The following is a 12,512-nucleotide window of genomic DNA, read 5'->3' on the forward strand; positions in this document are numbered from 1 at the left end:
GGAATTCCTTTAGCGTGTGACCAGCGTCATGTGGTCGTGGTTAAACTCGAAGCTGGTCAGGGCCAGGCCAATGGAGTGGAAATCGTCGAAGCGGGCGACCAACGTGACCTGGTCGTTACTGACTTCAAAGGCGGTCACCGCCAAGCTCAGTTCAGTGGTGGCCACCAGCTCGTAACGGCGACAGGTGCGCCCGTACTGGTGAACGATGATGTTGAGCAGCGTGGGGTTTTCCGACAGTTGGGCGTCGCTCAGGTACAGCTGGACGATGTCCCAGTCCCTGTCCGGCTGACGCTCAAGGATCCGCACGTCTCCCACGCCCAGGCGCTGCAGGATGCGGCGAAAACCTGCGACCGATCCCGCGTCGACCGCGTTGATAAACGCGTACTTGACCCGCAAGCGGAACAGGCTTTCCGTCTCACCGTCGTAACGGGTGATGTCGCGCTGCCAGGCCAGCAGATCAAGCACGGCGACGTGGCAGGTCTCGGCGTCCAGCTGCAGCAGCGGCCAGCGCAGCCAGCTTTCTGCAGATTCCCACCAGGCCTGGGCGCTCGCCTTCAGCCGCGTGATCTGGTCGCCGTCCAGCCAGAACGGCAGTTCAAGCTTGATCATGCGTACACCACTTCAAGCGTCTGCAGCCGGGGAATGTCCAGGTTCGACAGGATGTCGTCGTTCAGGAACTTCATCGACTCGATACCGGGGAATTGCTCATGCAGTTCCTCGGTCAGCCGGCTGAATGAAAAGCGCGACTGCGGCCAGGTCAGTGTCGGGTTGTAGTCGCCGCCGGTGCTTTCGCGGAACGCCGCGCGGATGAACAGCGTGATGTTGGCTTTGAGCGTGTCCAGTCCGGCCGGGGTCTGGTTCGCTTTCGGCCACACCTGCAGGCCAACGCTGTGTTGGGTCTCCGGCATGGCCATGACCAGCATTGAATCGCCGTGGCCGTGGTTGCCCTCGTCCATGATTCGGGCGTTGATCTGCTGCAGGTAGGTGTCGGCCGGCACACCCGCTTCGAACAGCACATAGGCGTTGGCACTGCCTGGCCCCCGGGGCGCGCCGTGTTCGAAGAACACGCCATTGGACGCCACACCCGGAAAGGATGCGATCAGCGCGCGATAGACCGCGTCGGTGTGCCACTGGTTGACTGCACTGAACTGGTTACGCACGCGCAGACGCAGTTCATCGTCAGGCTCGGAGTCCGAACCCGGGCTGGCCAGCCAGCTGTCCAGGTTCACCACCTGCACGACGCCCGGAACCGGCACGGGCAGAATCGCGTAGTAACCCGGGGCCAGGTTGTAACCCACTCCGGCCTCGATCGCCGTAGCCGGAATTTGTAGTTGTGACTCGCCTTCGGCAAAGCTTGCCGCAGCCGTGGTCACCAGCTCGTACACGTTGCCGTTGATTGAGGCCGACTGCACGCGGGTGCCGATGGGCACTTCGAAGCTGCCCACGGTCGTGGCGCGGCTGAACAGCAAAGTACCGACCGCCTTGGTCGGGGCCTTGCGCTCGACGTTGACCGCCCAGGCCAGTGTGTCCAGCCAGGCACCGGTCGCGGTCTTGACGAAGAAGTTAGGCAGCACGGTGTCACTGACGAAGGTCAGCAGCCACAGCACCGGTTTGGTGACCAGCGCGGTGACCACACGCCAGAACGGCGAATAGGCGCTGGAGTTGGCCAGCTTGCTGCCCTGGGCGGTGACTTCCTTTTCCCAGGCGGCTTTAAGCGCTGCCTCGGTGGTCGGAATACCCGCGTCGACGAGCGCCTGCTTGAAGTCGACGTCGCTCACAGGGTCACCTCGACATCGCCAAACTGCAGCGTTTTGGCGGTGACCAGGTACTGGCCCGGCTCCAGCATGCGGATCGAGGCCGAACCTGGCACCAGGCGCACGTCGTCTTCCACCAGCAGCTCCAGCTGCTGGATACAGTCGCGCTGTTTGAGGCGGTTGCGCTCGGCAACCAGCGTCACCAGCAGACCGCTTTCACGGATCATGTGGCCGATGTCCTGGGCGATACAGGCGCGGTCCTCTACCGGCACCGGCTGACGGGACAGGTCCAGAGCCAGGTCGTTGTCGGTGATCAGCAGGTCGATGTAGCTCATCCGCTCACCGCCATGGCCATCATGTTTTCCACTTCCAGCGGGGTCATCGGCTTGGCCGTGTTGATGTTGATCGTCTCCACGTGGGTGCCCTTGTTCTGGGTTTGGTTGGTGGTGTTCTGAATGGTGCGCAGCAGCCCGCCCTGGGGCACGGACACCGGACGCTGGGGCGACAGGCTGCCGACGCCGGCGCTCATGCGCTGACGGGCCTGCTCAGGCTGTTCATTCAGGGAGTCGGTCATGACCTTGGGGGCAATGGCGGCGACCTGCGCCATGACCAGCGGCGGCGCGGCCTGGGGCACGGACGCCGGCATGGTCAGCGGTGCCTTGGCCACCTGCAGGGCGCGGTCGACGGCAGGCGTACTCGGCACCGGCACTTCAAGGCCTGGAATCTCCGGTGCCTTGGGCATGTCGCCAAACACCGCATCGATCTGCACGCCCGGGATCTTGTTCAGCATCTCGACCAGGCTGCTGATCGCGTCCTTGAAGATCCGCACGATGCCGTCCCACGCCGCGCTCGCCATGCCGGTCCAGCCGCCGATCGTGCCGAACCAATCCGAGAGCGCGTGCAGCTGGCCGGCGATCCATTGGAACGCGGCCGTGTTCATCAGCGCACCGGTCCACAGGTCCCAGTAGACGATCGCAGCCGCCACAACCACGCCCAAGGCGACGATGCCGGCAACGATCAGCAGCACCGGGTTGGCCAGCATGGCGGCGTTGAGCAGCCACACCGCCCCCTGCCACAGCAACATCCCGGTGCGGACCAGGCCCATCCAGGTGTACATGATGACCAGGCCCGCCACAAAGCCCGCGACCATCACGGTGTGGTACACAAACATGGCGATTGACTTGTAACCCTGCCAGGTGAGCAGCTTCCATACGGTCAGCATGCCCAGCCAGACCATTTTGCTCATGCCCACCACCAGAGTGAGCAACGACATGGCGGCGATGATCCCCAGGATCACCAGCGACGTGATGCCGATAACGCGGGTAATGTTCGGAAACAGCTGGGTCCAGCGCGTCAGCGTCGATGCGATGCCCACCAGCCTGTCCATCAGCGGGGTAAGCATCGGGATCAGCGACTGACCGAACGCAATGCGCAGGGCCTGGACGGCTGCGCCGAACTGCTGCCATGGGTCTACCATGGCCTTGGCCATCCTCTCGGCGTTCTCAAGACCCCGGACCTTACCCAGCTCGCTGATGCCGTGACGTAGCCGGTCGGTGTCCTTGGCCAGCGCGCCGATCACCTGCGCACCTTCACCGCCAAACGCTTCGGTCAGTTTGGTGCCGGCAGCGGCACTGGTCAGGTCGCCGTACTTGGCCTGCAGCTTGTCCAGGATCTGCACCATGGGCAGTGCGTTGCCGGTGGCGTCGGTGAACTTGAGGCCGGTTTTCTCGGCAGCAGCGCCCAGGTTTTCAAAGAACGCCTTGTAACGCCCGCCGGCATCGCCGCCTTCCATGGTGCTGGACAGCGAACCGATGACCGCCATCTGTTCGGCCACGCTGATGCCCGCCGTGGTCGCGATCGCACCGACTTCCTTGAACGCGTCCTTGAGCTGGGCACCGTCTGTGCGGAACAGTTTCACGGCTTCGGCCGTCTGGCCGGTCAGTTGGTTAATCCACTGGACCTTGCCCATCTTGTCGGCTTGGGTCTTGAACAGGTTGTACATGGTGCCCAGGTAGTTGCCGGTCGTTTCGCCGTCTGCCTTGGTCACCTTGGCCAGCAGACCGCTGGCGTTGGTGATCAAGGCCAGTTGATCCCCGACCAGGCCCTTGATTGCCCCCTCGATCGCCCGCGACGAAGCCACGAATTCGGCAGCGCTGGCCCCGTAGTTCACGGAAAACTCCAGCGCCTTGCTGTTGAGAGACGACAGCGCATCCTCGGCCACGCCCAGGGCGCGCACGTCGCCCAGCGCCCGGTTCACTTCCAGCGCTGGTTCCAGAGAAGCTGTGATGCTTTCCAGTGATTCGTTCAGACCAATCCATCCGGCGGCCATCTGTTTGATGTTCGCTTCCCCTTGGGTGGCCAGGTCGGAGAAACTGGTTTTCACCTTGCCCAGGGGCGCGCTGACCTTGTCGGTCAGGCTCAGGATGAAAGCCAGTCGGGCGGATTGATCAGCCATTAAGGGTTATCCGTTCAGTGCTTGGGCAATGCCATTGGCGACGGCAATTTCCATCCGTCGCCAGTGTTCGTCTTCCAGAAACTTGGCAGTGCCCAGGTTTTCAATCGTGGGCTCTGCGTCAGGTAGCCAGCGACGGGTCAGGGCCGTGAGGTAGCCCAGCCCGTCGTCGCTCAGGCCTTCAGCGAACCCGAGGACTTTTTTACCAACACGCCCAGGTCAGGCGCGTATTCCTCAAGCAGCGCGCCGGCCAGGCTCATGGTGTGCACCGGGTTTTCCAGGAACGGCTTGAACGAGGCTTTCTGGTCCTGGGCAACGGTGCTCATCAGCAGGTTGTGAGCCGGGGCCACCTTGTTCGCCTGGGTGGTGGCGTTGAAGTACTTGGTGATGTCCTGCGGCGTCAGGGAAAAAGTGAATTCCTGGTCTTTGAATTCCAGGGTGATGTTGCGGTTTACGTCGCTCATGGTGTTTTCCAGTGGGTGTGGTTCAGGGTTGTGCCGGCGTGCCTTGCACGACGCGGCGGATGTAGTCCTGCAGGCCGAGAATCATTTCCCGGGCAAGGGCGAGTTCGTCTCGGAGGGTGAAATAATCCGATCGAGCGTCTGCAGCGAGTTCGGCGGTGTTTGCATCATCCAGGCCGGTGGATCCGGCGGTACCGGGCACAGCGGCGCTGCAGCTGGCACGGATGAGCAGCCGCTTAGTGCGATCAGCAACAGCACGCTGCAGACGCAGGTTTTCAGCACGTACATGGTTCAGGGCCTTAGTGCGTTCGGTGTCGATCTGGTTGCGGTTAGCAAGCTGCTGGCCGGTCAGTCGGGCCTTCTCCAGCTCGCGTTCCAGTTGACTCTGTGTATCTGAGAGGTCGCGGCGTGCGGTCACCAGTTGGTCGCGCTGGCGGTCGTAAGCCACCCAGGCCAGCAGACCGGTCAACAACAGAAACAGGGCGAGGCGCAGCGGGCTGATGGTCATTTCAGGCACAGCCTCATTTCGGCCATCCGGCGTTTGTGAAGGCCAGGCACAAAGGTCTTGCGGCCATCAGCGCGGGTCACCGACGCCCAGACCGGCCGACCATCCAAGCCGAAGGCCAGCGCCCTGCAGCCTTCGGCAATCTTGCCGGCGTTGATCAGGGCCACTGCACGACTGGCGCACGTGGTCGGCACGCCGAAGTTGTGGCCGTGGCTGCTCAGGGCGTCGAACGTGTTTTGTCCAATCGCCTGGTTGGTCAGGCAGTCGGCCAGGCTCAACTGACCCTTGGCGATCACCAGGTGCTCGACCTCGGCGCAGCGCGCATCGGACCAGTAGTCACCGACAATCACCGGATCGGCGCTGGTGTGTTTTGTGATGCCCTTGCAGACCGTGGGCAGGCCCCGGGCCAACTGGTCGGCGTACACGACGTTCTGGCCTTCGCCTTCCCACGTGCCCAGGAACGCAGTCAACGTGCCGCTGCAGAGCAGCAGCGCACCGGCGACAATCTTCGTGCGCAGGCTCATAACTTGGCCTTCCAGTCGCGCAGCATCTGCCGGTACTTGGGGATCAGCAGCAGGATCTGCAGCACCATGTACACAGCGGTCAGCATGTAGGCCACGGATGACCAGTCGACTGCGCCGGTGGCACCTGTCGCGGCCACGCCGATCGCAGGCGAGGCCTTTACCAGGGCGATGGCGGTGTCTTGAGCAGCCTGATTTGTGCTCATCAGCGCAGTCCTTTTTCGGTCAGGGTTTGGCAAGGCACGCAACGGGTCATGCCGCCCAGCGCCTGGCGCGCCGGTGGGATCTCCTTGTTGCAGTCCTCGCAATGGGTGAGGCTTGGCCCGGTCGGGCGCGTCCGGGCGAGCTGGGCCGCAATGGCCTGGTCGCGTTGACGCTGCTCCAGTGCCTGGGCGCGATCGAACGGGCACACCATCAGGTCAGGCCCTCAATTTCAGCTGCAGCCAGGTACGGCACGCCGTTGACCTTGATGAAGTCAGGACTTGTGACGTCAAACGGCACTTTGTGGGTGTTCTTCGCGCCGCCCTTGGGGTCCAGGCTCAACAGGCTGGAAACGCGGACCTTGCAGCCGAACGCCTCGATGCGCAGTTCCTCTTCGCCAGCCTTGGCAAAGAACACGATGTCGAACGGCTCCAGCTCCCGAAAGCTGCCGGCGGTCTTGGCCTGCTCGATCAGCAGATTGAAGTTGGTGGTGTCCAGCTCCAGTTCGCCTGCAGCCGCCACATCGCCGTCGACGTGGCCGTTGGGCACGCCCTTGGTCTGGGCCACGGTGGTGTTATCGGTGATGTCCAGGGTTGCGGCCTCGACATGAACCAGCAGGTCGCCCAGGTTCACGTCGAAGTTCTTGCCGCCAATCTTTGCAGCCATGCGGGGTTACTCCGTTTCAGTCGTCGAAAGGTCCAGCGCGATGTTCGCGGTGAGGTCTTTCGGGCAGTTGAGGGGCTTGAGCTTGATGAAGGCCTCCACGGCGGTTTTGCTCGTCCAGGTCAGCACGATGTCGCCGTCCTTGGGCTGCTCGATCTCGCCTGGAAACACCTGGCCGGCGAACGTCGTGGACTTGGCCATCCGGCGCAGGGGCTCCATCAGGGCGCTGATGTTCACCGCCATGCTGTTGGCCGAGTTGTTCAGGCGGCGATCGGCCACGCGACGGATCAGCAGCGGGCGCACGGCGCGGGCAGCCTTGTCGGTGATGCGCAGGTACTCGATGACCTTGAAGTCGCTGTCGGGGCTGTCGAGCATGTTGCCGTCACCGAAGAACACGCCGGGGTAGCCGGTGTAGGTCTGGGTCACGGTGAAACGCGAGGCGTCCAGCGTTGCGCGCGTCGACGACTGCAGCAGCACGCCCTCGGAGTCGGTAGGCACCGCGCCCAGCCCAAGCACCGCGCCGGTGGCCACACGCATTGGGCTGTCGGCCACGCTGACGGACGCGTCCGCCAGTCGGCCGGCCAGAACGCCCATGTCATTGCCGTGCAACTGCGGCACGACCAGGACGCGGGGTGCAGACAAATCTTTCACCAGTGCTTTCTGGTCCAGGGCGTACTTCGCCCAGGTCTGAGTGGCCTTGTTGATGCCAACGCTGGCCGCGATGAAGAACGTACGACTGGCGTAGGTGTTCAGGATCTGAACGGCGGCGTCGTTCATGGCCGACAGCTCGGCGGCAGCCGTCACCGGTGTGGTGACGACGACCGCTTCGAATTCATAGCCCGCCTGCAGGGCCTGGGTCAGTGCCAGTTGCCAGGTGCTGTCGGACGCCAGTGGCGCGGCCAGGCATGCCCAGCTGTCGCCGCCATTGGTGCGCGCCGCCAGGATCTGGGTTTTCAGGTCGCTGACTGCTGCGCCCAGCTCGACGTCCAGGTCACTGTCGGTGTTGAGCGGGAGCAGCCCGCCGGCGCTCTTGGCCGCTGGACCTATGAAGAGAAAGTAACGTTCGACCCCGCTCACGGCACCCTGGCCGAGATTGAGGTTGCGAACTTTGACTGTACCGAGTGCCATAAAAGCAGTGCCTCGTTAACGGGGTGAATTAAGGATTTGTTGCAGCACCAGGTTCACCAGTTGGCTGGTTTCCCCATGGCTTGCCCCCAAGAACTGACGCGCAGGCAGCTTGATATCCCAGCTCTGCGCACCGGTGGACGAGGCTTGTTCGGTGTCCAGGATGCGGATCAGCAATCCGGCCCGGGCGTAGTTCAGGTGTTGCTGGATCCACGCCACTGGCGGGCGTGTCGCGGTCTTCTTGCCGGCCTGACGGGTTTTGAATCCCAGCTGACGCAGGCGCTTGGCCTGCTTGACGGTCGCGGCAGTGCCCGGGGGAACCTCGTTCCACTGGCGCATCTGCGCGGCGGTGCGCCGTTCGGACACTCCGTTGTGCTGCTGCGAAGCAACCCAACGGGTCAGGGTATTGCGCCAGCCGAGTTCCGCCTCGGTGCCGCTCAGCCGGGTGATATCGAGCAACTTGCCCAACCCGGCTTCCATCTTTTTCTTGCCCTTGCTGGTGTCCTTGCGAGCCTCAAACGGAGTGCCGTCCAGGTTCTGCTGGTTGCGGATCCGCTGACGGCTCAGGCTGCGCACGCGCTTGCTGACGTTGCTCAACAGACGCTTGCGCTTTGGCACCGGCAGATCCATCAGGGCGAGCAGGCTTTCGGCATCGAGCATGCCGCGCACGTCGAGTGCAAGCGGGTTAGGCGTCATGGCTGACCACCTCGCCTTTTTCGGCTACCCACAGTTCGAACGGAATGAACGACCAGGTCTTGCCGTAGGCCTCGATCTCGCCGGCCGGATCCTCGGCCAGAAACTGGGGCTCGGTGAACTGCAGCTTGATGTCGACGTCGGCCAGGTCGTTGTCGAGCATGACGACGTCAAAAATGACGTTAGGTAGCCCGTCGCGGTCTTCGTCGTTGTTTTCCAGCCAACTGCCCACCAGGGCGAACAAGCGCGCCGGATGGTCGGCAAAGCGCTCGATGGTGATCGTCGCGCCGTAGTTCATGTCGCCCATATGCATGCCTTTCACGTCGGGCTTCCAGAACAGCTCGACTTGCACCTGGTCGGTCCAGCTGTCGAGCTGTTCGGCCGCAACCAGTTGGCGTTCAAGCAGGTAGGCGGTCAGCGCCTTGAGCTTGATCACAGCAGCGCCGCCGTTATGCGGCCACGGCCCTGCAGAGCGCGGACAGCGGCCTGGCTGAATGCCAGGAACGTTTCGGACCGCTCGGGCAGTTCCTTGCCGACGTTCTCAGCGCTTTCACGGCGGTTCACCGTGGCGAACTGGGTCAGCAGCGTGGCTTTGGCGCGGGTATAGACGGCGCGCTTGTACAGCGCAGCTTGATAGGTGCGCTCCGGCAGGACGGTGGTGTCTGCAGACTCAACGCGTGACACTCCAGCGTCCTGCCATTGCGCTTTTTTCTTGGCCAGGTCGGTGTTCACCTCGACCATGGCCATGGTCAGTTCCGCCGTCAGCAGCTCAACCAGGTACTCGGCAGGCAGGCGATAGCCTTTCTGGAACTCGGATACGGACAAATCGGGCCAAAATCCGTCGTTCTGCACCCGTTCGTCCATCAATACCGTGGGTTTTCCCGAGAAGCTCATACACTCCCCCTGCACACAACGGAGGAGTGCTGAACATGACGGACGATGTGAATGGAAAAATACTGTGCCTCAGGGCACTGCTCAGAGACCGTGAAGCCGCGGGAAAACGTAGAAAAATGCTCAACGAGAGAAGGCTTAATCAGGCCCATGCGTTGGCACTTATGTGCCTGGAGTCGCAGGATATTCATCCTGAAAAAGTTGCGGAAGCGTTGAAAATTACTGACAGATACATCGCCACCCTGAAAAGTTGTATCGGGATGGTTGGAGGCAATAATCTGCAGACCACCGCAACCTTTCCTGAGGGAAAAGTAACTATCGATAAGTTCTCGCAGTGACTGTTTAAGCATCATTGCCTCTTAAAGCCTCGCTCTATGCGGGGCTTTTTGAATTAGGGGCGGGAAAACTGTTTCAGTGGGTCAGATCCATCAAATGGTTGGCTCACATCCACAGTTTCTCGCCGGGGGGGGGTAGTCGATTAGTCGGTGCCGTTGCCGGCGTTATCAGTGGCTTGGGCTTTCGCCAGCGCCTTGCGGCAGTCCGCCAGGCGTGTGGATACGCCAATCCCTTCGAAGAGCGTTTCAGCACGTTCGAAGTGGGTGATCGCGGTAGGCCATTCCTTGTTGTGGATCGCAAGGATCCCCAGCAACTTGTGGTAGCGAGCCGGGATACGTTCAAACAGCTGCCATTCACCATCCACGCGGGGCAGCAGGTTGGAAACGTAGGGTTCGGGGCTGCGCCTGGCCTTGAATTCAGCCTCGGCCCAGTCGATAACCTCGTCTGCCACGAACGTTTGAATGTCGCGATTGAATCGTTCGGGCAGCGCCTGGCCTTGCGACATTGCAAAGTCGGCAAGCTCCAGGCCTTGGGTGAACTGCTCGGTGTCGAACAGCCAGATCAGTACATACACCAGCACCGGGTTCGGAAAATTCAATCCCGAATCGCGGTAGCGCTGCACGTATTCCAGGTACTTGGGCAGCAGCTCGTCACGCTTGAGCATCTGCCGTTGTTCACGGCTGTTGATTGCGCCGATGCGCTCCAGATCGCCCGCCAAGGCGTCTTCCATCAGCTTCAAATGCTTGCGGGCATTGGCGGGGCTGGAAAGCGCGGTGTCAGCCGAATAAGCCAGCGGAGCACCAGCGCTCAGGGCCGCTGGACCTTCGGCGATCACGCGGCGCTTGTGCGCCAGTGCCAGGCTCATGCTTTCACCAGGTCGACGGCTTTCAGCACTTCGACGTTTTCAGCCATGGCGAACTTTTCCAGCTGCTCGATCACATAGCCTTCGTTGCGGCTGTTGTAATCCTCGACGCGGGAGCGTTTCGGGTTATCAACGGTCTGCTTGCGCCAGCTGGAGTCCTGGAAGTAGATCGACAGGTTATCGAAGCTGGTGACGACCACTGCGTTCACCGGGAAGAACGGCGCGCTGAAGCTCGGCAGACCACCATAGGTCGCGATGACCTGGGCTTCTTCGATACGCTCTTTCTCGGTTGGCACGTCGCCTTGCTTGGCGTACAGCTTGGCCTTGTCGGCTGCCAACAGATCGCTGCCGATGATTGCAACCAGGTCGCCGCCGTCACGCACGCGCTCGTCGACCATCTGCTTGGTGTCATGCACCAGGGCGTCGAGGTTGGCATAGTCGCCACCTTCGCCCAGCGTGATCTTGCCGGCGTCCAGGCCTTGGCTAAGCACCTGCTGCGGGATCTGTTCGCGGGCGATCTGCAGCCAGCCCTTGTTCACGTCCTCCAGCATCGGGAATTCGGCGAGGTTGGTCTGCGGTGCCGCTTTGATACCGTGGAAGCCGATCATCAAACGGTCGAGCGCAATCTGCCGTTGCACTGCAGCGGAGTAACGCTGCTGGAAGTCCGGGAACTTGGCCCAGGCATCGATCTTGGCGTAAGGCAGGCTGACGTCGGATTCGGTGGAAAACAGCTCGTAGGTGCTGTCATCCAGCGCCGAGGCGTCCTTGGCTTCGCGATCGGTGGTCTTGGTATTGGTACGGCCGGTCACTGGACCAGAAACGCCCAAAAACACTTTCTGACCTTTGATCTCGCTCACGCCGATGACGTTGATACGCTGCAGGAAATCCGACTTGTGCGTGATCGCGTCGTTGAGTTCCTGGGCAATCGTCGGCTCGACGCTGAACATCTTGCTGGCCAGCTCGACACCATAGGATTCGGCCAGGGAAAGCTGCAGAGCTGCGAACATTTTCGCGCCGTAGGCGCTCAGAGACTGCGCCATGTCAGAGCACCCGCTTCGGTTTTTGGTCATTCGCACCGGTGGTGCGTGACAGGTGGCGGCCTTCCGGCTTGTCCAGCAGCGCGCTGAACTGCGCCTGCAGCTTGGTCATGCCAGCGAGGACGGCCGCATTGGTGGAGCCTTTGCGGCTCAGCTGCTTGTCTTCTTCGGCGGTGGCCACGATGCCATCGACGGCCGCTTGCACGTCGTCGATAGGGGCCTGATCAGGCGCGGGCGCAGCTTCTGCGAAACTGTCGATCAGCGCCTGAATGCCGGCGGTGACGATCAGTTGTTGTTCGATCAAGGCCTGCAGCGCTTTGGCTGTAGCTTCATCCATTGGTGGTTTGCTCTCAGTAGTGGGTTGCGGGGTGGTTTCGGCGGGCACCTCTTCAATGCCGAAGCGCTTGAACAGGCCGGAGAACAGGTTGAGCAGCTTGCCCACCTCGCCTTGGGGCTGTTCCTCGTTGATGGCCCCGAACGGGACGGCCGCCGCGTAATGCACGGGCTTGCCGGTCTTGCGGGAGAAATAGAGTTCCTGGGTGCCCAGGCTCGCTGGCGAATCGGTGACCGCCAGTCCGGTCAGGTAGGCCTTGCCAGTGGTGGCGAAGTCCGGCGTGATCTCGATGCTGGTGAAGAGTTTTTCGCCCTGGTCGTTGAGCCACAGCAGTTTGTCGTTGGGCTTCAGCTGGGCTTCCAGCGCGACTTGGCCGGGTGCCAGGCCATCGACGTCCTCGAGCAGGCGCACGGCGAAGACGGTGCCGTAGGCACCAGGCCAGCGCTCATGCTCGGACCAGATGGTGGCCGTGTAGGTGGCAGTGCTGTACGTCTCGGCGATGTCGCGCAGTTCCTGCGGCGTGATGACGCGACCATCGACGGTAGGACCGCTGGTGGCGACGCGTTTCCAGAAGCTGACAAGGGAACGGGGCATGGGAAGAACTGCGCTCATCGGAGAGTTGAGGCCCCAAGATAGGGAGCCGGAACGTCACCAACAAACGGTTTACTTTCGCGCTT

19 protein-coding genes are annotated in these 12,512 nt (G+C 62.1%); 1 reads left to right on the forward strand and 18 read right to left on the reverse strand.

The features are described 5' to 3' along the window. Nucleotides 1–9: 9 nt before the first annotated feature. The 15 genes from H8S56_RS21985 to H8S56_RS22050 are packed head-to-tail and all read right to left on the reverse strand — an operon-like array spanning nt 10 to nt 9,269. Complete coding sequence (locus H8S56_RS21985) at nt 10–609, reverse strand: phage tail protein (RefSeq protein ID WP_187519772.1); 600 nt, start codon at nt 607–609, stop codon at nt 10–12. After that, nucleotides 606–1,778, reverse strand: coding sequence for a baseplate J/gp47 family protein (locus H8S56_RS21990; RefSeq protein ID WP_187519773.1), 1,173 nt, complete (start codon nt 1,776–1,778; stop codon nt 606–608). The genes H8S56_RS21985 and H8S56_RS21990 overlap by 4 nt, the downstream gene beginning before the upstream one ends. Beyond that, nucleotides 1,775–2,089 (reverse strand): DUF2590 family protein, encoded by a 315-nt coding sequence (locus H8S56_RS21995; RefSeq protein ID WP_187519774.1) that lies wholly within the window; start codon nt 2,087–2,089, stop codon nt 1,775–1,777. The genes H8S56_RS21990 and H8S56_RS21995 overlap by 4 nt, the downstream gene beginning before the upstream one ends. Beyond that, a complete protein-coding gene (locus H8S56_RS22000) occupies nt 2,086–4,209 on the reverse strand; it encodes a phage tail tape measure protein (protein WP_187519775.1) in 2,124 nt (707 codons plus the stop codon). The genes H8S56_RS21995 and H8S56_RS22000 overlap by 4 nt, the downstream gene beginning before the upstream one ends. 6 nt (nt 4,210–4,215) lie before the next feature. After that, nucleotides 4,216–4,383, reverse strand: coding sequence for a DUF6890 family protein (locus tag H8S56_RS25055; RefSeq protein WP_408003840.1), 168 nt, complete (start codon nt 4,381–4,383; stop codon nt 4,216–4,218). After that, on the reverse strand, nt 4,380–4,670 hold the full coding sequence (locus tag H8S56_RS22005) for a putative phage tail assembly chaperone (protein ID WP_024687760.1): 291 nt from the start codon (nt 4,668–4,670) through the stop codon (nt 4,380–4,382). Before H8S56_RS22005 ends, H8S56_RS25055 begins: the two co-directional genes overlap by 4 nt. A 22-nt stretch (nt 4,671–4,692) precedes the next feature. Continuing rightward, a complete protein-coding gene (locus H8S56_RS22010; protein WP_187519776.1) occupies nt 4,693–5,175 on the reverse strand; it encodes a lysis system i-spanin subunit Rz in 483 nt (160 codons plus the stop codon). Continuing rightward, nucleotides 5,172–5,696, reverse strand: coding sequence for a lysozyme (locus tag H8S56_RS22015; protein ID WP_187519777.1), 525 nt, complete (start codon nt 5,694–5,696; stop codon nt 5,172–5,174). The genes H8S56_RS22010 and H8S56_RS22015 overlap by 4 nt, the downstream gene beginning before the upstream one ends. Further along, nucleotides 5,693–5,899: a hypothetical protein gene (locus H8S56_RS22020; protein ID WP_024687763.1), complete on the reverse strand. Its 207-nt coding sequence runs from the start codon at nt 5,897–5,899 to the stop codon at nt 5,693–5,695. Before H8S56_RS22020 ends, H8S56_RS22015 begins: the two co-directional genes overlap by 4 nt. Then, a complete protein-coding gene (locus H8S56_RS22025; RefSeq protein WP_187519778.1) occupies nt 5,899–6,108 on the reverse strand; it encodes a TraR/DksA family transcriptional regulator in 210 nt (69 codons plus the stop codon). Before H8S56_RS22025 ends, H8S56_RS22020 begins: the two co-directional genes overlap by 1 nt. Continuing rightward, entirely contained in the window at nt 6,108–6,560 is a 453-nt protein-coding gene (locus H8S56_RS22030; RefSeq protein ID WP_187519779.1) for a phage protein, read from the reverse strand. Before H8S56_RS22030 ends, H8S56_RS22025 begins: the two co-directional genes overlap by 1 nt. A gap of 6 nt (nt 6,561–6,566) precedes the next feature. Further along, on the reverse strand, nt 6,567–7,685 hold the full coding sequence (locus tag H8S56_RS22035; RefSeq protein ID WP_187519780.1) for a DUF2586 domain-containing protein: 1,119 nt from the start codon (nt 7,683–7,685) through the stop codon (nt 6,567–6,569). A 15-nt stretch (nt 7,686–7,700) separates the two neighbouring features. Continuing rightward, nucleotides 7,701–8,378, reverse strand: coding sequence for a phage virion morphogenesis protein (locus tag H8S56_RS22040; protein WP_187519781.1), 678 nt, complete (start codon nt 8,376–8,378; stop codon nt 7,701–7,703). Then, on the reverse strand, nt 8,368–8,811 hold the full coding sequence (locus tag H8S56_RS22045; protein WP_187519782.1) for a phage tail protein: 444 nt from the start codon (nt 8,809–8,811) through the stop codon (nt 8,368–8,370). Before H8S56_RS22045 ends, H8S56_RS22040 begins: the two co-directional genes overlap by 11 nt. After that, nucleotides 8,808–9,269, reverse strand: coding sequence for a head completion/stabilization protein (locus tag H8S56_RS22050; RefSeq protein WP_187519783.1), 462 nt, complete (start codon nt 9,267–9,269; stop codon nt 8,808–8,810). Before H8S56_RS22050 ends, H8S56_RS22045 begins: the two co-directional genes overlap by 4 nt. Before the next feature lie 35 nt (nt 9,270–9,304). Here H8S56_RS22050 and H8S56_RS22055 point away from each other — a divergent pair, with 35 nt between their 5' ends. Beyond that, nucleotides 9,305–9,604, forward strand: a complete 300-nt coding sequence (locus H8S56_RS22055; RefSeq protein WP_187519784.1) for a hypothetical protein — start codon at nt 9,305–9,307, stop codon at nt 9,602–9,604. A 140-nt stretch (nt 9,605–9,744) separates the two neighbouring features. On the opposite strand, the gene gpM is transcribed toward H8S56_RS22055, so the two are convergent. The 3 genes from gpM to H8S56_RS22070 are packed head-to-tail and all read right to left on the reverse strand — an operon-like array spanning nt 9,745 to nt 12,429. Further along, the gene (gene gpM, locus H8S56_RS22060) at nt 9,745–10,467 is read right to left on the reverse strand and encodes a phage terminase small subunit (RefSeq protein WP_187519785.1); all 723 of its coding nucleotides are present in this window, start codon (nt 10,465–10,467) and stop codon (nt 9,745–9,747) included. After that, nucleotides 10,464–11,504 carry a phage major capsid protein, P2 family gene (locus tag H8S56_RS22065; protein ID WP_187519786.1) on the reverse strand — a complete coding sequence of 347 codons (1,041 nt, stop codon included), beginning with the start codon at nt 11,502–11,504 and terminating at the stop codon, nt 10,464–10,466. Before H8S56_RS22065 ends, gpM begins: the two co-directional genes overlap by 4 nt. 1 nt (nt 11,505) lies before the next feature. Further along, nucleotides 11,506–12,429, reverse strand: a complete 924-nt coding sequence (locus tag H8S56_RS22070) for a GPO family capsid scaffolding protein (RefSeq protein ID WP_187519787.1) — start codon at nt 12,427–12,429, stop codon at nt 11,506–11,508. Nucleotides 12,430–12,512: the final 83 nt, after the last annotated feature.

Origin of the sequence: Pseudomonas triticifolii, assembly GCF_014358015.1 — a bacterium.
Taxonomy (GTDB): Bacteria; Pseudomonadota; Gammaproteobacteria; order Pseudomonadales; family Pseudomonadaceae; genus Aquipseudomonas; species Aquipseudomonas triticifolii.